We start from the raw sequence: 17824 nt of genomic DNA, 5'->3' as shown, positions 1-17824 counted from the left end.
GCTCTGTATCTGCAAGCCGCCTGTTTACGTTCTGAGAACCGCATTGATAAACGAATCAGCCATTAAAATAAGAAAAAGCAGACTGAAATACACAATCGAATAAAAAAACATCCCCTTCGACCATTGCGTGTCATCCGCCGCCTGAAAGCCTTTGACGCTCCGGTACAGCCAGATGGCCCCGAGCAGGAGAGCGGACGCGGTATAAAACGGGCTGACGTCTATATATAGAGGAACGAGCAGCGAAACCGCAGTCAGAACGGCAATATAGCGCAGCATTTTTATTTTTGTGACGCGATTGCCTTTTATAATCGGCAAAAGCGGAATGCCGGCGGCACGATACTCTTCCTTTCGCCTGATTCCGATCGCCCAGAAATGCGGCGGCTGCCACAAAAACATAATCGCGTATAACAAAATCGCGGGCATATCAATGTACCCGGTCAGCGCGCAATAACCGATTAAAGGCGGAGCCGCCCCCGGAAAGCTGCCGACAAATGTGCTCCAGACGGATTGTCTTTTAAACCAAAGCGTATAAACGACGGCATACAGCAAAAATGCAAGCAGGCCAAGAACGGCGGTCAGTACATTAAGCGAGGCAAGCATGATGAATCCGCATGCGCCGAGACATGTGCCGTACAGGATCATGACCGGCGGCGGTATTCTCCCCGTGACGCTTGCGCGGGTGCGGGTTCGAGCCATCTTTGCGTCCATGCCGCGGTCAAAGAAGTTATTAAAAACAGTGCTTGATGCCATGACTAACGCCGTTCCGATCATGGCAACCGCCATGGCGGCAAATATACCGGGCCCTCCGCCCGTCCTTTCCGACTGAAGCCATGCGATCCAAAATCCGCCCAATGCGGCGAGTGAATTTGAGATGATAATCCCCGGCTTGGCTAGAATGATAAAGTCCTTGACCGTCACCCGGTTTCCGTTATGCTTCATCGGCTGTTCCGTCTGTGCTGCATTTGAATTCATTTGTTCAGGTTCTCCTTTTTCGGCTTATCATATCAGGAAGAATCAGGAAGAACAATTTATTTTGGACATTTTTCACATAATTGTAAATTGTATATGAAAAGCCGCATCTTGTGACCGGATGCGGCTTTTGCCTTTTTCTATTCAAATTCTGCCCATACAACACCCTGATCCGCCGAACGGACACAATTTTCAATCCAGCGGATGCCCTGAGCTCGGGCCGGCGATGGCGGGCTCTACGCGTCATTTTTGCGCCTCACTGAGATGTTCGCTCTCTTCAGTCACAGACGTTCTTTCCCGAGCCTTTTCAAGAAAACTTCAGAAAAATAACAAACCTTGCCGATTAGACGGCAAGGTTTGTTTCTTACAGTGTAAATGCGATATCCGCTCCTGATACAGGGTCTTTGACGAATACGCCCTCTTCTTTTTCTTCAATCTCAAAGCCGGCATCGGTCAGCGCTTTTGTCACACGTGACAGCTCTTTTTGATGCGGGAGCACGATGGTGTAATAATCCAGCCCGCTTGCGTTTCCCGGTTTCGGCGGCGCATGTTTTCCGGCCCATATATTCAGACCGATGTGATGGTGATACCCTCCCGCCGAAACAAACAGAGCAGACATGCCCGCGTAATTGCCGACAATGTCAAAACCAAGAATATCGGTGTAAAACGCTTTGGCTTCCTGTAAGTCCGTCACATGAAGATGGATGTGGCCGATAACAGTTCCTTCTGGGAGACGGCTTTTCCGTTCAGCTCCGGCTTCTTCCAAAAGCCCGTCCACATCGACGGGCGCCGTTTGCATAACATAATTGCCCTCTGCATCCCGGCGCCACGTGCTGCGGGGACGATCGGCGTATATTTCAATGCCGTTGCCGTCCGGATCAGACAGGTAAAGAGCCTCACTGACCGCGTGATCCCCCTGACCGAGCGCGATGCCGTTTTCAATCAGCCTGGCCAATGCGATACCGAGTTCTTTCCGGTCAGGCAGAAGTATCGCGAAATGGTAAAGGCCGGTGACAGACCGCTCCGGCAGAACGACGGCGCCTGGATTTTCTTCAAGCACCAGCAGGACGCGTTTTCCGTCTGCTGACAGTCTTGCTGAACGATCTGTCTGCGAGATGACTTGAAGGCCGATTACATTCCGGTAAAAGCCGAGCGAGCGTTCCATATTTTTAATGGTCAATTTGACATAGCCGATTGCCGTATCTTGATGAATACCGGTCATTTGAACGCCTTCTTTCTTATGCTGAAAAAGTTTCTCCCTTTTTTGATTTGAAAAGGAGCTGATCCAATGAAAGCAGACGGCTTCCTGAAAGCGCTAAGTGAATTGACGCAACCAGTAAGATGAAATCAAATTCCGATCCGCCCATAAATGGTGAGGAAAGCTTCGCCGTGAAGATGGCGCCGACTAATGTGACGGCAAACAGAACGCCGATAATGCGCGTTGCCAAACCGAAAAAGATCAGAACCCCGCCGACAAGCTCAATCGTCGCGATGACATAGACCATAAAGGCCGGAATCCCGATGCTCTGGAAAAATTGCGTAGTTCCTTCCAACCCTTGAAACTTGGATAAACCGTGAACAAAAAAGATAATACCTGTTACAACCCTTAAAAGCAGTGTTCCTGTTTCGAATGATTTATTCATAAAATCCTCCTTGAAAATTATTATCACTTACTTTATGTAAGCTAGTATATATACATAACTTATTTACGTCAAGTAATTTTGTTACATTTAACGAAAATAACTTAAAAGTACTATTTGCCTTCGCAAAAAAAGACCTCCGCACTCTGTCGGAGGTCTTTTTCCCTATCTATGATTCCCGGAACTGGCTTTCATATAATTCCCGGTAAAACCCGTTCTGCCTGAGAAGTTCGGCATGGGTTCCTTTTTCAGCCATTTCGCCGTCTTTCAGCACAAGAATCTGATCTGCTTTTTGAATCGTGTTCAGCCTGTGAGCGATGATGACGCTTGTTCTGCCCGCCATTAAACGGCCGAGCGCTTCTTGTATTTTCACTTCCGTCACCGTATCAATGTTGCTCGTCGCTTCATCCAAGATGAGCAGCACCGGGTCCGCCAGCACAGCTCTCGCGATGGAAATAAGCTGTTTTTGTCCTTGGCTGATGCCCGCGCCGTTTTGGGTAAGGACGGTATCGTAGCCTTTCGGGAGCCGTTCGATGAATCCGTGGGCATTGGCGGCTTTTGCGGCTGCCTCCACCTCTTGATCAGATGCGTCCAGACGGCCGTAACGGATATTTTCCCTGATGGTGCCCTGAAAGAGAAAGGAATCCTGCAGGACAAACCCCATGTTTTTTCTCAGACTGGATCTCGTCAGTTTTTTGATGTCCGTTCCGTCAATGAGGATTTTTCCGTTATTCGGCTCGTAAAAACGGGCGATCAGGCTCGTAACGGTTGTTTTACCCGCTCCGGTCGGTCCGACGAAGGCGATTGATTGTCCTTTCGGAACGCTGAAGGACAGGTGTTTTAAGATCGGGCTGTCTTCCTGATAGCCGAAGGAGACATCTCGGAATTCAATCTCTCCCGTTTTGATCGGCTGGTACAGCGCATGCTCTTCATCTTCCCGCTCCTCTTTTTCATCCAGCACGTCAAACACCCGCTCAGCCCCGGCGATGGCCGATAACATCGTATTGAACTGATTGGCTAAATCATTTAAAGGGCGCGTGAACTGCCGCGAGTATTCGGCGAATACGACGATAGATCCGATCGAGATCCATCCCTTTAGCGCAAACAGCCCGCCGACCGCCGCTATAATCGTAAAGCTTAAATTGTTTAAAGAGTTCATGACTTTCGGAATGAATCCCGAAATTGTCTGCGCCCAAAACCCCGATGATTGTAACGCCGCGTTTTTTTCTAAAAATTGTTCCATGACGCGGTCTTCCCTCGAGTAGGCTTTAATGACCTTCGCCCCTGATATCGACTCTTCAATAAAACCGTTCAGCTCGCCGAGGTTTTTCTGCTGCTGTTTAAACAGCAATCCCGTCCGGTTGGTGATCCATTTAATACTCAAAAGCATGATCGGAATAATCAAAAGCGTGATCAATGTTAAAAGCGGACTCATGTACAGCATGACGGAGATTGTGCCGACGAATGTAATGACGCTCGACAGCACTTGAATGACGGATGTATTTAAAGTGGAGCTGACATTTTCGATATCATTGGTGACCCGGCTCATTAAGTCCCCGAGCCGCTGTTTATCAAAAAACGGAATCGGCAGCTCATGCAGATGGGTAAACAGCTCGCTCCGCATTTTAAACACGGTGCTTTGCGAGATATTGATCATCCAATAGTTTTGAAACCATAAGGACAATGATTGCACGAGGTAAATCCCAAACAGGATGAACAGCACCCCCGCCAATCCGTCTGTCGTCTGTCCGACGATAAAATGATCAATCGCTTTCCCGATGACGAACGGTCCGAGCAGGCCGAATATGGCGCTTATGACTACCATGATGATCACAAGGGTTAAAAGCCCTTTTTTCTCGGCTACATAAGACCAGATTCTGCGCAGCGTGCCTTTTGTATCTTTTGCTTTCACGCGTTTTCTGCCGCCTTCATTTGATTTGAGCGGTATTTTCGGATATCGGAAAGGTTTACGAATGTCTTTTTGCATTGTCAGCTCCCTCCTTTCCGAATTGTGATTCATAAATCTGCCGGTACAGATGAGACTGTGCCATCAGCTCTTTGTGCGTGCCTTTGGCCAGCAGTTCGCCGTCTTCAAGCAATAAGATGGTGTCAGCCTTCATCGCAGTCGTTATTTTCTGCGTAATAATCAGTGTCGTGCATTCATAGGATCTGATCGCTTGTAAAAGCTTCGCTTCCGTTTGAAGATCAAGCGCGCTCGTACTGTCATCTAACAGCAGGAGGGACGGCTTTCTGATAAAAGCGCGCGCGATGGAAATCCGCTGCTTCTGCCCGCCTGACAAATTGACGCCCCGCTGTCCCAGCACCGTGTCGTATCCGTTTGACAGCTTCATAATCGTGTCATGGATTTGCGCGTCTTTGGCCGCTTCCATTACTTCATCTAGTGAAGCATCCTCCCGCCCCCAGGCGATATTTTCACGGATGGTGCCCGAAAACAGAAGCACTTCCTGCGGAACATAGCCGATTTCCCTGCGCAGCCCGCAAGCGGAGAATTCACCGATCGGTTTGCCGTCTATGAAAATACTGCCCGAATCAGCCGTGTACAGGCGCGGAATCAGCTGAAAAAGCGTTGATTTTCCTGAACCTGTCGCGCCCATAATGGCAACCGTTTCTTTCGGGCTGGCTGAAAAGGACACGTGATGCAGTGCGTCTTTTTCCATGCCCGGATAGCGGAAGGACACTTCGCGAAACTCAATCCCGCCTGCAAGCGCCCGTGCCGGGTCCTGCCCCGTTCCCTCGCCGCCTTCTGTTTCCAGCACCTCGCCGATTCTTTCTCCGGAAGCCTTCGCCCGGGAAAATACCATGATGAGAAAAGGAAGGACGGACAGCGCGCCTGTAATCCGCGTCGCATAGTTAATGACGGAAACGACATCGCCGACCTGCGCTCCGCCCTGAGCAATGCTTTTGGCGCCGAACCATAAGATAAACAAAATACAAATGTTCATCAGCAGCATTAAAATCGGCATCGCCGCTTCCACGAGACGAAAAGCGGAGACCGTTTTTTCCATCAGCTTCGTATTCGATTTCAAAAAACGTTTCACTTCGTGGTTTGCACGGAGGAGCGCTTTAATCAGTTTGATCGCCGTCAGGTTTTCCTGCATGATCGTGTTGACCTGATCAAGCCGCTTTTGCACAGACCGAAACAGCGCGCCGCCTCTTTTCAGCACCCACAGCAAAAACAAAAGCAAAATCGGCACCGTGATCAGCAGAAAAAACCCGAGTTTCGCATTGACGGTCAGCGAGAGAATAATGCCCCCCGCAATCATTAACGGCGCCCGGAGCATAAACCGGAGACTCATGAAAAGCATATTCTGAACCTGTGTCACATCGTTTGTCAGCCGGGTGATAAACGATGTGGATGAGAATTGCGCAAACGTCGAATAGGAGAAGGATTGAATTTTTTGAAAAAGCCCTTTTCGCGTATCATACGCATAGCTCTGGCTGATGTGGGCGGAGTAGAATGAATTTAAAATGCCCGATGCGAATGAAACAGCGGTCAGTCCGATCATCACGCCGCCCCACAGCCAAACCGTATCGAGATCCTGCTTTAAAATTCCTTCGTCAATGATTTTCCCGATCAGCAGGGGCTGTAGCAGCTCTACCGCAAGCTCGATGAGCATGAAAAACAAAGCGATTCCTGCCAAAAGAGAATACGGTTTTACATATGATAAAGCCTTTGACATGTGTAAGCCTCCAAATCCTTTGTTCAATATGTATGTATATTTATTTTATTTGTTTGTCTTAAATGAATAAAGGATTAACCCTTGAACCTGCACTTTTATTATGTACTTTGTGTAAAAAAAAACGGAAATATCATTGAGGATAAAAATTGTGGGAATGAGGCGTGCAGATATATGGAGGCTGTCTTATCTTTTCTTTTTACCAGCTCCTGAACCGGAGCCTTTTATTTTAAAATGACTAGCGGAGCCTTTAAAAGACGTCCGCTAGTCAGATGATCATTCATACCGTGTCATTTCATTTAACGAATAAAAACGAGAGCGACCCCGAATCCTTTATCAGCATCAAACTCATTGATCACTTTCATGACCTGCCAGCGCTGGTTTGGAGCATCAGATTTTGTTGCAATCCCATTATGAGCGTGAATAAAATCTCCCGCTTTCACAGTCTCATCGCATCTGACATATACCTGGCCGATGAGTCCGACAATGTTCCACTCGTCTCTCTCTTCTCTTGAAGCGTAGTCTTCTTCAGGCCGAAAGTCCGGATTTTCCTTTGGCGCCATGACCGTATGGCCATTCGCATCTTTCTGTTCTTCATAAACATAGCCGCCAAATTCATTCTTTACGTATCGTCCCGACCAGTGAAAACTCGACTCACCAAGAATCACTCCGGCGGTCTCGGAAATGACCCCAAGCATGAGGTCACCTTTTTCAGCCGGTCTGATCTTATCACCTTCAAGTGTGACAAGTGTTCCCGTCTGAATCTTTTCCCCTCTCAGGCTTTCAAAATACTCGGCGTAGTCAGAGAATGTCGAGGAACCTGTTACGCCTCCCGTAGCCTTAATTGTTCCTTCTTTTGCGTGAAGCTCAATCTTTCTGTTGGCTGATGACGGAGTGCTGCCGGCACCCCAGCCAAGTGCTACAGAATCTGAATTCGGATTAATTGTATTGTACGAAGAAAGCACTGAAGATTGAGCCGCTCCGGTTGCTCTTCCCCGAACAGAACCAGCCACAAAATTATTATTGCCTGTAGCGTGAGATTCACGGGAGCCAATGACCCCGCTTCCTTTATGTTTGAATAAGAAATAAGGAGTGACTGCTCCTCCAATGTTAAAGTCAGTTTCATAACCTGAAAAATCACAATTGGATACATTAAGATCTGGATCTGAGGAATAAATTCCAACTGTCCCGCTATTATTTTTTGGAGATCTCTGTCCCCAAACATTACTAACAACAGACTCGTACATTCCGCTGCCAAATGCAACTCCTTTTTTTCCGGAGTCAATCAAGGTGACACCATCCACCATTACTTTTCCTACTGAGTTATCCCCGCCGACAATATATAAATCATTGTCTGCAGTCTTAAATCCGCGAATGGTTATATTCTTTAAGCTAATTAAGCGTCCTTTATAAAATACGCTGACTACCGAATTACCCTTATAATCAATTGAACTATCATCACAAACAGCATGGAAATTCACAACACTCACACCATCATATCCGGAGATTTGCAACGCGTTTGGACCCGCCCCTTTGTAAAGATCATTCGGCTTAGGGTTATATGCGATACAATTCGCAAGCTGCACATCATGGGCTGTCGCTGACTGAGGATCGCTTGCTGTGTGGTGACCGATATGGCGAATGCTATATCCAATGGCATTTTCGTATGCGCGACAGTTAACAAGCTGCACTCTCTTCGCAGCCGGTGCATAACCGTGTGCCTTAATCTCAAAGCCTCGGACTCCTCCAATTGAGATACAACTATCAATCATTACGTCTTGAGAGCCGTCATCAATTTCAAAACAGTTCGTGTTAGAAGTTCCATCGTTTAGCCCCATAGGATGATAAGAGAGGCAATGACTGAAAGTCGTGTGTTTCCCAAAATGACAAGTAAAGTTATCATCGCCGGACCCTGTTGCTTCACAATGTGAAAACGTTACAAAGTTACAGCCGTTGGGCTGATAATAAGTTGGATCATCTTTTTCTCCATGTCTGTTATAGTTCGGGCTCGTGGAATCAAAGCCGTGCAGGCCGGCGTTCTTCGCAAACACATGCTCAACAAAAGAATAGTCAACATTCGCAAAAAGCAAACAGCTTGAAGTGGGGCCTTTCGGAATCTTCCAGCCGGAAGGACGCGTATCCTTGTTCCAATCCAAAGTGAGATGGCCGACATAAATATTTTCATTACCGTTCGTATAATCACTGTTGGTCAGAACAGAATGGCCGACCGGTGTTTCGTCTAATAATTTAATGACCGTTCTTTTCTTGCCTGCTCCGACAAGCATTGTATTTGAAGGAACAAACAATCCCGATGTTCTGAATACACCCGCGGGAACTGTTACGACATAACCTCCGTCAGCCATGGCATCATGAAATGCCTGCGTATCATCCGTTACGCCGTCACCTTTAGCTCCAAAATCCATAACGTTCCGCTCTGTCACATGTTCAAATCTGTTTTCATACATTTTAAGTCTTTCGTTTAAATTTTCATAAGTTGACGTGCCATTGCTAAGCGCAGCACCGATTTTGCTGTCAATCGCTTCAAAATTTTGAGCAATGCTTTCAACCTCAATCCCCTCCGTCTTATCGGGTTTGTAAAGTCCTAAGAAAGTCGTATAGTTTGTCATTGCCTTACCTCCTATTTTTGAATTGCTGTTTAAAACACCGAACACCACAGAAGTCTTTCGTTTTCACTCCTGCATGTACAGGTGGCAAAGGTATGACAAATTCATACATTTCTTCAAAACATAAAAAGAGCGCCGGATTAACAAGCGCTCTGCACATAGTCTGCTGCTGCAGTATTTTAACCATTCAATATTTTCTCGACACGCTCCCGCATTTGCGGAACGCCTAATCCGACAATGACCTGAAGCGCCCTGCCTTTTCTGACGACCCCGTGGGCTCCCAGCTCTCTGAAATCGGCGTCACTTTTGACCTTTGATTCATCAGCGACAGTGACGCGGAGACGGGTGGCGCAATTGGTGACCTCCGTAATATTGTCCTTTCCGCCCAGCGCTTCAATATACAAAGCGGCTGTATCCCGCTGTGTTTCGTCTGCCGCCGCTGTTTCTTTTGAAGCCTGCTTCCGTTCTCTGTACTCCTTTTTCGAATAGAGCTTTGTTTCCTGCCCTTCCTCTTTTTCTCTGCCCGGTGTGGCGATGTTGAATTTGAGAATGAGGAAACGGAAGACAAAAAAGTAAACAGCGGTAAAACACAATCCGATAATGATCTGGTATACATACGTCAAGCCGTGGCTTGACGCCAGCGGGATCCAGTTCAAGGTCGCAGCTTCGATCAAACCGCCTCCCATATTTCCGACGACGCCGGCCATATACATGACGGTTGCCATGGAAGCGGCAAGCAAAGCATGAACCGCAAATAAAAACGGCGAGATAAAAAGGAATGTAAATTCAATCGGCTCTGTAATTCCCGCGACAATGGACGTCAAGGTGACCGGGATCAATAGGCCGGCGACGATTTTTTTCTTTTCCTTTGAAGCCGTGGCGTAAAAAGCGAGCGCGATTCCTGGAATGCCGAAGATTTTCGAGTTGCCGTGAAGCGCGAAGCCCCCCTGCGGGAACAATTCTTTCAGCGGTTTGACGCTTTGAGAGTATTCCCCGAGATGCTGGGCCCAATAGGTGACGATACCGCCTTCAGCCACAGCCGGACCGTAAATAAACGGAGAGTAAATAAAATGATGCAGGCCGGTCGGAATTAAAATCCGCTCCAGGAACGTGTAAATCCACACGCCGATCGCCCCGGAAGAAACGAGAAAACTTTGCAGCGAGCCTATTCCGGACTGAACCATCGGCCACACGTATGCCACCGCAAGCGAAATCGGTATCATAATGAAGAAAGAAATGATAACGATGTAGGAAGATCCTTGAAAAATCCCCAGAAAATCCGGCAGTTTTTTATCAAAATAACGATTGTGCAAATACACGACAATAGATGAAATAAAGATGGCGCCGATAATATTCGTATCAAGCGTTTTGATCCCGGCGATCATCGTCAGCCCGCTCGTTCCGCCGGCTTCCTGAGTCATATCGACATGAAAAGCCCCGCCCCAAACCGTCAGAATCGCATTGATAAAGTAATTGAATGTCAGATAAACTGTAAGCGCTTCCAAACAGGCCCGCGCCTGCGCTTTTTTCGCTAAGGCGACAGGTATGCCGATCGCAAACAGGAGCGGCATTTGATTAAAGACGGTCCAGCCGCCCTGTTCAATGACGTACCAGCATTGATACCAAAGCCCGTCAGGATCAGCCAGCGGCCCCATCAGCGTTTTATTTTTAAACAGCGTACTCAGACCGACAATAATACCGGAAAATGCAAATAACAAAACAGGCACAAACATCGCGCTGCCGAAGCGCTGGACTTTTTGCATCATTTCACGTGACCTCCCGCTATTTATCAAAATTTTCGAGCTCTTTATAATCAACATATGCACGGAATAACGCTTCGCCCACCAGAAAAAACGGGGCAAATGCGACAATTTCCGTTTTATCGCTTAACATCACCGGCTTGCTGGTCGCATAAAGATTATACGGCGTCGTTTGCGCCAGTACGTTGTTTTTCAGATTGGTGATTGAAATAAACGGAACTCCCTTTGCGGACAGGGTCCTTACCTGCGGAATTAATTCGGGTGTTTCGCCTGATAAAGAAATAATGATGAATACGTCATCAATCTTAAAATCATCACACATGATATCAAACTCTGTGATGTCCTGAATTAAAATCAGATACTTCCGCCGGGATACAAACATCCGCTGCAGCTCACGGGCGCACACCCTCTGAGCCGTCCCCGATCCGTAAACGAAAATCCGTTTTGCTTCATCTATCAGCCGGCACATCTCCGTCATATCTTTTGACTTCACGTATTTTACATTGGCTTCAATATCATCCAGCAGCTTTTCAAACGTCATATTCTCGCCCTCTTCAGGCTGATCCTCCCATTTCAGAAAAACCCGGAATTCACTGTAGCCGCTGAAGCCCAGTTTTTGGGCGAGCCGCAGGATGGAAGACCGAGAGACATTGCAGGCTTTCGCCATGTCATTGATCCCGAGATGGTAGCACGTATGTTTATGATTCAATATATATTTTAAAATATAAAAATCGTTGTCATTTAATTTCGCGTAATGCTGGTTAACCAGTTCTTCAAGACTCATCCCAAAAATCCCCCCGTTTTCTTTCTATTATATAGAATAACAGATAAAGAAAACGGGGAAGATTGTCATCAGGAAATAGGAGACGGACTCACATCAAGCTCAGGCCAGTAGTCCTTATTAGCCTCCATCAGATCTTCAAGAATCAGTCTTGCCACACGGGCATTCGGCACTGTTTTTGACAGGATCAGCGCCTGCCACAGCTTTTGAAATGACCGCTCTTCCCACGCTTCAGCCGTCAGTTTTTCGACAGACACCTGCTGTTCCATCAGGCCTTTTTGAAATTGCGGTATGTTCCCGACTGAGAGCGGTTCCGGTCCGTTTGAGCCTACGAGACAAGGAATCTCAACCATGGCTGACGGATCAAAGTTTGCGATCGCGCCGTTATTTTCAACGATTAACAGCATCCTCTCCCCTGTGTTGTAAGCGATGGCCCGGGCAAGGTCGACGATATAGGAAGCATGATCATCAATTTTAATTTCACTGTTCTCCGACGATTGTTCGCGCGTAATCATATCGCATTGGCTGAAAATGAAAGCTTCCCGCCCTTCCATGACTTCGTTGGCTCTCGTATGGTTCGGGTTTGATTTTTTCACCATATCATCCGGGAATAAGTAATATTGCAGATATGTGTTCGGAAGCGTATCCGGATCAGCCGCCTGTACGTCGCGCGCTTTTTTGAATGTGTCATTCCAGCTTGCTTCAGTCTGTTCGGCCTCCGTCTTCGGAACGTAGCCGTATTCACGGACATGCTCTTTCAGCTTCGGCATTAAATCATTGCCATGCCGGTCTGTGATGGACGTCCACCAGCCAAAGTGGTTCAAGCCGTAGTAACGGACGTTCATTTCTTTCCGTGAAGATAATCCGAGGATGTTCGCCATGCGATCCTCAATTCCGACCGGCATGTCGCAGATGTTCAATATTTTTGAATTCGGTCTGAGGCGCCGTGTAGCTTCGGCCACAATCGCCGCCGGATTGGAGTAATTCAGCATCCATGCGTCGGGCGAGTACGTTTCCATATAATCAAGAATCTCCAGAACACCGCCGATAGAGCGCATGCCGTATGCAATTCCGCCCGGCCCGCATGTTTCCTGGCCGACCACGCCGTACTTCAGCGGGATTTGTTCATCGAGCGCGCGCATCGCATATTTTCCGACGCGGATATGCGCCATGACGAAGTCAACATCCGTAAAAGCCGTCTCTGGGTCATCAGTCGCCAGAAATTCAATGTCCGGCGCTTTTTCTTTTATAAATACCTCACACGCACCCGCAATCCGCTCCTGCCTTTCTTTATCATTGTCATAAAGTTTCAGCTTTCTGATCGGAAACTCTTCCAGGTGATTCAAAAGCATTAATACAATTCCGGGGGTAAATGTGCTGCCGCCGCCTGCAATAACGATTGAGAATGATTTGTCTGTCATGTGAAGCCCTCCTCTGATAACGTTTACATTTTATTTATATCATGAGAAGGTCCGATCTGTACCGGGTTTGGAGGAGTTAGATCATTTAATCATTTTTAGTTATTTTTCTCAAAAAGCGGGAAAGTTCCCACAGGTACGAAAAAGGCCTGCTGTCATCAGCAGACCCATTCTCAAAAATGCTCTTGTAAATCAGAAAGCAGCACTTCCTGCTCAAATTGCGGATTTCCGATCGGAAAAATTCTGGCTGTTTCCTTGTCTTCGTTGACATGCTGAATATAAATCGGAACTCCTTCGTACGTCACATACGCCATGGCGGCGGATTCTGAAATGTCTTTCGCACGCTGTGTATTCACGTCTCAAACCTCCTTTAGGCCTCACACATAACGTGTCCGGCAGCCAAGAGAAGTATGCTTGTTTCTTACAATTGTCCGGCGGTGAGTTTGAATTTTTTGAGACGTTTGTAAAACGTGCTCCGCGGGATTCCGGCCATTTTGGCGGCCAGCGTGACATTCCCCTTCGCCGATTCAAGCGCGTTTACGATGATGTTTTTCTGAATGTGCTCCCGGATGGAGACAGGGGGCGCTTCTTCCTGTTCATAAGACTCGGCCGCCTCTTTAAGACCTGACGCTTCAAGCAGGGCTGCGATGGGGCGTTCTGACAGCCGTCCGTCCGGGAACATGACGGAAAGACGTTCAAATACATTAAACAATTCCCTGATATTCCCCGGCCATTTCCGGCTCTTTAATAGGTCTAAAAAGTCATCAGGAAGCTCCCCCCGCCAGCCGCGATTTCGCTGAAATTCAAGGAAAAGGCCGGGAATGTCTTCGGTGCGTTCTCTTAATGGAGGGAGGTGGATCGGACAGACGTGAAGCCGGTAAAATAAATCTTCTCTCAGCTTTTTGCATTCGACAAGCTGTCTCAGATCAGTGTGGGTGGCAGTGATGATTCTGATGTCAACGGGAATCTCTTTTGTCCCGCCGACCGGGGTGACTTTCCGTTCCTGCAGCACCCGTAACAGAGCGACCTGCATGGAGTGTGATATTTCTCCGATTTCATCGAGGAAAAGCGTGCCTTTATCGGCTTTTTGCAAAGCGCCGTTATGTCCTTTCCGTTTGGCCCCGGTGAAGGCGCCTTCCGAGTAGCCGAACAGTTCGCTTTCAATCAGCTTTTCGGGGACCGCTCCGCAATTGACGGCGATAAACGGGCCGTTTTTCCTGGAGCTGTTGTTATGAATCGCCCGGGCGGCAACCTCCTTTCCCGTCCCGGTTTCTCCCGTAAGACAAACGGTTGCGTCCGTTCGGGCGACAAGCTCCAGCTGCTGAAGCATATGTCGGGATGACGGGCTTTTGCCTGCCGCACCATGGAATATAAAAGACGGCTTTTCTTCTCGTTTGGATAAATAAACGCATGTGTAGCCGTTCTCCTCCCGCTTCGCCTGCTTGATGTGAAATCCCTGTTCCTCAAGCTCGCGCAGCGTATGTCCGGTAAAATGCTGAACGGGACGGCTTGCGGCGATAACCCGGCTCATTTCATTGCAAAGCACGATCGGATCGTGAGACCGGGTAAGCCCGGCGAACTTGCTGATCATGTCAAGTTCTGTCATTTTGATCTTTAGGGCAAGCTCCCGTTCCGCCGTATAAGCAATGGAGGAGGCAATTCCGAGCATAAACGGCTGAGCGCGGGCGGCGGGGCAGGAAATATCAATGACACCCGCCAGCCGCCCGTCTTCATAACGGATCGGCGCGGCGGAACAGCTCCATTGATGAGAAGCGAGCGAATAATGTTCAGAGCCGTGTATCATGACCGGCTCATTTGTATAAAGAGCCGTCCCGATCGCATTCGTGCCGACGGCCGTTTCCGTCCAGCGGGCGCCTTTTAAGAAATTGATGCGGTTCGCTTCATGAATGGTGCGCGGGTGGCCGTCAACTGAATGGACAACGCCGTCTGAATCAATCAGGAGGACCATCATTTCCATTTCCCGCATTGCCGTTTTCATTCTTTCTGCATGAGGCATTGAGGCCGCTAAAAATAACGCATGCTTTTCGGCCTGCCTTTCTAAATGATCTGCCGGCATCACATTCGGCCCCTTTTCGAGATAAGGGTTGACGTCGGCTTTTTTGCAGCGGTGCCATGAGGCCGCCACCCGCTTCTGAATACGGGATTCATCAAGCACGCCTTCTTTCACAAAGCGCTTCCAGGTATTAAAATCATTCCGAATGACATTCATTGTATTTGCTCCCCCCTGTTCAGACCATCTTTTCATATATTGTAGGGGAAAAATAAAGCGCTTTCAACGAAAAATACCCCTTCTCATCTGAGAAAGGGTATTCCGGTTATACGGAATGCACCGCAAGTCCGGTGACATTCAGCAGGGCTTCCTGAAGCGTTTCTGACAGAGTCGGATGCGCCGCGATAAAGTGCTCCGACATATCAGCCGTCATTTCACCGTTCATCATCATGACCGCCTGACCGATCAATTCCGTCACGTCCGGCCCGATCATTGACACGCCGACGATTTCTCCGAATTCCGGTTCGGCAATGATTTTCATTTTGCCGCCATGCTGATGTTTAATTAACGCTTTTCCGTTAGCAGAAAATGAGCATTCTCCGATTTTCACATCTCCGTATGCCTCTCTCGCCTGTGTTTCCGTCAGCCCGACAGCGGCCATTTCCGGCGATGTATAAATACAGCGGGGCACCGCCCGCATATTGACTTTGCTGTCCTTTCCCGAGGCATGCGCGGCGGCTGTGATTCCTTCATGAATGGCGGCATGCGCGAGCTGCATTCCTCCGGCCGCATCGCCGCACGCATATATATGAGGCACATTGGTCTGCATATGGTCATTGACTTCAATGCCGCGCGGAGAATACCGGATGCCGGCCTGCTCCAGATTCAAGCCATGCAAACGCGGCTTTCTCCCAATTGCAACCAAAACGTGATCAGCCTGAGCCTCAATTTCTTTGCCGTCTTTTGTCCACACCGCGGTTTTCCTTTCTTTGTCAATCCGCTGAAGGGCGGCTTTCGTCTGAATATCAGCCCCGCTGTCTCTTAAAGAGTCTTCGAAAACGGCGGCGATTTCTCCGTCTTCTGCCGGGAGCAGCCGGTCAGCCGATTCAATCACCGTCACTTTCGTTTTAAACCGGCTGAATAAAGAGGCAAATTCACAGCCGATCACACCTCCCCCGACAATAAGCAGAGAAGAAGGGATTTTCTGTAAAGAAAGCGCGTCTTTGCTGTCGATCACCCAATCGCCGTCAAATGGGGCAAACGGCAGCTCCGCCGGTTCAGATCCGGATGCAATCAATATCCGATCCGCTTCCAGAATGTCTTTTGCGCCTCCTTCTCCTTCAACAAGCAATGTCTGCTCTGTGAGAAATGAAGCTGTCCCGCTGATGACTTTAATCTGATTTGCTTTCATTAAGTATTGAATTCCCTGCACGAGCTGGCTGACGATTTGCCGTTTGCGCCCCTGCATGCGGGCCCAATTGAGTGTAATGTTTTGCGGCAGTTCGATGCCGAATGTATCTGCGTGCCTGATTTTATCGAGCACATTCGCGCTTTCCAAAAGCGACTTTGTCGGGATGCACCCCTCATTGAGACAAGTGCCTCCGAGCGGCCCTTTGTCGATCAGAACGACTTCTTCTCCCCTCCGCGCGGCAGTCACGGCAGCTGCATATCCGGCAGGCCCGCCGCCGATAATGGCTAGTGTCAATCTCTTCACCCTCTCTATAAAATCAATCCGGCCGGCTCTTCAAGCAGCGCTTTGACCGTTTTCAGGAAGTCCGCAGCCGGTGCGCCGTCACATACTCTGTGATCAAAGGTAAGGCTCAGCGGCAGCATGATGCTTTTGACAAGCTCATCTCCTTTAAACGCAGGCGTTTCATAGCTTGCGCCCACTCCGAGAATACCGGCTTCAGGCGGATTAAGAATCGGGGTGAAATGCTCAATTCCGTAACCCCCGAGATTTGTAATAGAAAATGTCGATCCGTGCAGATCATCTCCGGAAGCATTGCCTTCCCGCGCCCGGCGTGCCGATGTGCTGATGTGATCCGCAAGCTCAAGGAATGAAAGCTTTTCCGCATCCCGAATCACCGGCACGACGAGACCGTTTTCAAGAGAAACCGCCATCCCGAGGTGGACATATGGATAGGTGATGATCCGCTCCTCTTGATAAGAGCTGTTCAGCTCAGGATGCTGTTTCAGCGCAAGCACCGCGGCCCGGGATACGAAATGTGTGACCGTCAGTTTAACACCGCTCCGCTTTTTCGCGCTGTCGGCGAGCTGCTGCTGCCATTTTACAAGCTCCGTAATGTCCGCTTTCATCGTCAGCGTCAGCTGGGCGCTGTTTTGCAGGCTTTTGTGCATTCGGTCTGCAATCACTTTTCTCATCGCTGAAGCCGGTTTTCCCTCCGGCTGTGCCATCTGATCCGAAGACTGCGGTTCAGATTCCGTCTTCATGGCCTTGATGACGTCAGCTTTTACGATTCTGCCTCCAGGCCCCGTCCCGTTCAGCGTTTCAACTTTCAACCCGGCTTTCTCTGCCATTTTTCGGGCAACGGGAGATATTTTCACGCGGTGTTTACGCTTTTGCACGGCTTTGGGAGCGGGAATATGTTCAGGTTCAGATTGCGGTTTCCCTGCATTTTCAGGAGCCGGCGCCTCCTTCTCCCGCACTTCTTCGCCGTTTTCCCCGATATAACAGATGGGCGTTCCCGGCGGGACTCCTTCTCCCTCTTTGACTTTAATATGGAGAAGCGTGCCGCTTTCAGGCGCTTCTATTTCCATTTCTATTTTTTCCGAGTTGATGCTGGCGATGCTTTCTCCCTTTTCAACCGGGTCGCCGACTTTTTTATTCCAGACGGATACTTCACCTTTCTTCATCGCCATTCCCAGCTTCGGCATTACTACTTTTACAGCCATTCTATATCCC

13 protein-coding genes are annotated in these 17824 nt (G+C 48.7%); all 13 read right to left on the bottom strand.

Annotation, left to right across the window (positions count from 1 at the left end; genetic code table 11):
* Nucleotides 1-24 precede the first annotated feature (24 nt).
* Entirely contained in the window at nt 25-972 is a 948-nt protein-coding gene (cyoE, locus tag OTK50_RS16690) for a heme o synthase (RefSeq protein WP_032872371.1), read from the bottom strand.
* A gap of 361 nt (nt 973-1333) precedes the next feature.
* Nucleotides 1334-2191 carry a VOC family protein gene (locus OTK50_RS16685; protein WP_082999103.1) on the bottom strand — a complete coding sequence of 286 codons (858 nt, stop codon included), beginning with the start codon at nt 2189-2191 and terminating at the stop codon, nt 1334-1336.
* 16 nt (nt 2192-2207) lie between these two features.
* Nucleotides 2208-2612, bottom strand: a complete 405-nt coding sequence (locus tag OTK50_RS16680; RefSeq protein ID WP_007408534.1) for a DoxX family protein — start codon at nt 2610-2612, stop codon at nt 2208-2210.
* A gap of 166 nt (nt 2613-2778) precedes the next feature.
* Nucleotides 2779-4596, bottom strand: a complete 1818-nt coding sequence (locus tag OTK50_RS16675; RefSeq protein ID WP_266121968.1) for an ABC transporter ATP-binding protein — start codon at nt 4594-4596, stop codon at nt 2779-2781.
* Nucleotides 4577-6310 (bottom strand): ABC transporter ATP-binding protein, encoded by a 1734-nt coding sequence (locus OTK50_RS16670; protein ID WP_094031595.1) that lies wholly within the window; start codon nt 6308-6310, stop codon nt 4577-4579. Before OTK50_RS16670 ends, OTK50_RS16675 begins: the two co-directional genes overlap by 20 nt.
* A gap of 296 nt (nt 6311-6606) precedes the next feature.
* Complete coding sequence (locus OTK50_RS16665) at nt 6607-8934, bottom strand: peptidase G2 autoproteolytic cleavage domain-containing protein (RefSeq protein WP_266121967.1); 2328 nt, start codon at nt 8932-8934, stop codon at nt 6607-6609.
* 176 nt (nt 8935-9110) lie between these two features.
* Complete coding sequence (locus OTK50_RS16660) at nt 9111-10697, bottom strand: alpha-glucoside-specific PTS transporter subunit IIBC (protein WP_012117097.1); 1587 nt, start codon at nt 10695-10697, stop codon at nt 9111-9113.
* Nucleotides 10698-10713: 16 nt separating this feature from the next.
* On the bottom strand, nt 10714-11475 hold the full coding sequence (locus OTK50_RS16655; RefSeq protein WP_266121966.1) for a MurR/RpiR family transcriptional regulator: 762 nt from the start codon (nt 11473-11475) through the stop codon (nt 10714-10716).
* 68 nt (nt 11476-11543) lie between these two features.
* Complete coding sequence (gene glvA, locus OTK50_RS16650; protein ID WP_007610111.1) at nt 11544-12893, bottom strand: maltose-6'-phosphate glucosidase; 1350 nt, start codon at nt 12891-12893, stop codon at nt 11544-11546.
* A gap of 170 nt (nt 12894-13063) precedes the next feature.
* Nucleotides 13064-13246 (bottom strand): H-type small acid-soluble spore protein, encoded by a 183-nt coding sequence (locus tag OTK50_RS16645; protein ID WP_003155535.1) that lies wholly within the window; start codon nt 13244-13246, stop codon nt 13064-13066.
* Between the two features lie 65 nt (nt 13247-13311).
* Complete coding sequence (locus OTK50_RS16640) at nt 13312-15120, bottom strand: sigma-54-dependent Fis family transcriptional regulator (RefSeq protein ID WP_266121965.1); 1809 nt, start codon at nt 15118-15120, stop codon at nt 13312-13314.
* A 106-nt stretch (nt 15121-15226) separates the two neighbouring features.
* On the bottom strand, nt 15227-16606 hold the full coding sequence (lpdA, locus tag OTK50_RS16635; protein ID WP_094031593.1) for a dihydrolipoyl dehydrogenase: 1380 nt from the start codon (nt 16604-16606) through the stop codon (nt 15227-15229).
* 14 nt (nt 16607-16620) lie between these two features.
* Nucleotides 16621-17814: a dihydrolipoamide acetyltransferase family protein gene (locus tag OTK50_RS16630; RefSeq protein ID WP_094031592.1), complete on the bottom strand. Its 1194-nt coding sequence runs from the start codon at nt 17812-17814 to the stop codon at nt 16621-16623.
* Between the last annotated feature and the right edge of the window lie 10 nt (nt 17815-17824).

Origin of the sequence: Bacillus sp. NEAU-CP5, assembly GCF_026420705.1 — a bacterium.
In the GTDB taxonomy this organism is placed as follows: Bacteria; Bacillota; Bacilli; order Bacillales; family Bacillaceae; genus Bacillus; species Bacillus velezensis.
Note: the sequence above shows the minus strand (reverse complement) of the source record. Positions and strands in the feature narration are given on the sequence as shown.

What these genes read in the sequence shown, in the direction of transcription:
- cyoE (WP_032872371.1), bottom strand. Translation starts at nt 972, where the DNA reads ATGAATTCAAATGCAGCACAGACGGAACAGCCGATGAAGCATAACGGA.
- OTK50_RS16685 (WP_082999103.1), bottom strand. Translation starts at nt 2,191, where the DNA reads ATGACCGGTATTCATCAAGATACGGCAATCGGCTATGTCAAATTGACC.
- glvA (WP_007610111.1), bottom strand. Translation starts at nt 12,893, where the DNA reads ATGACAGACAAATCATTCTCAATCGTTATTGCAGGCGGCGGCAGCACA.
- OTK50_RS16655 (WP_266121966.1), bottom strand. Translation starts at nt 11,475, where the DNA reads ATGAGTCTTGAAGAACTGGTTAACCAGCATTACGCGAAATTAAATGAC.
- OTK50_RS16660 (WP_012117097.1), bottom strand. Translation starts at nt 10,697, where the DNA reads ATGATGCAAAAAGTCCAGCGCTTCGGCAGCGCGATGTTTGTGCCTGTT.
- OTK50_RS16680 (WP_007408534.1), bottom strand. Translation starts at nt 2,612, where the DNA reads ATGAATAAATCATTCGAAACAGGAACACTGCTTTTAAGGGTTGTAACA.
- OTK50_RS16665 (WP_266121967.1), bottom strand. Translation starts at nt 8,934, where the DNA reads ATGACAAACTATACGACTTTCTTAGGACTTTACAAACCCGATAAGACG.
- OTK50_RS16640 (WP_266121965.1), bottom strand. Translation starts at nt 15,120, where the DNA reads ATGAATGTCATTCGGAATGATTTTAATACCTGGAAGCGCTTTGTGAAA.
- OTK50_RS16630 (WP_094031592.1), bottom strand. Translation starts at nt 17,814, where the DNA reads ATGGCTGTAAAAGTAGTAATGCCGAAGCTGGGAATGGCGATGAAGAAA.
- OTK50_RS16675 (WP_266121968.1), bottom strand. Translation starts at nt 4,596, where the DNA reads ATGCAAAAAGACATTCGTAAACCTTTCCGATATCCGAAAATACCGCTC.
- OTK50_RS16670 (WP_094031595.1), bottom strand. Translation starts at nt 6,310, where the DNA reads ATGTCAAAGGCTTTATCATATGTAAAACCGTATTCTCTTTTGGCAGGA.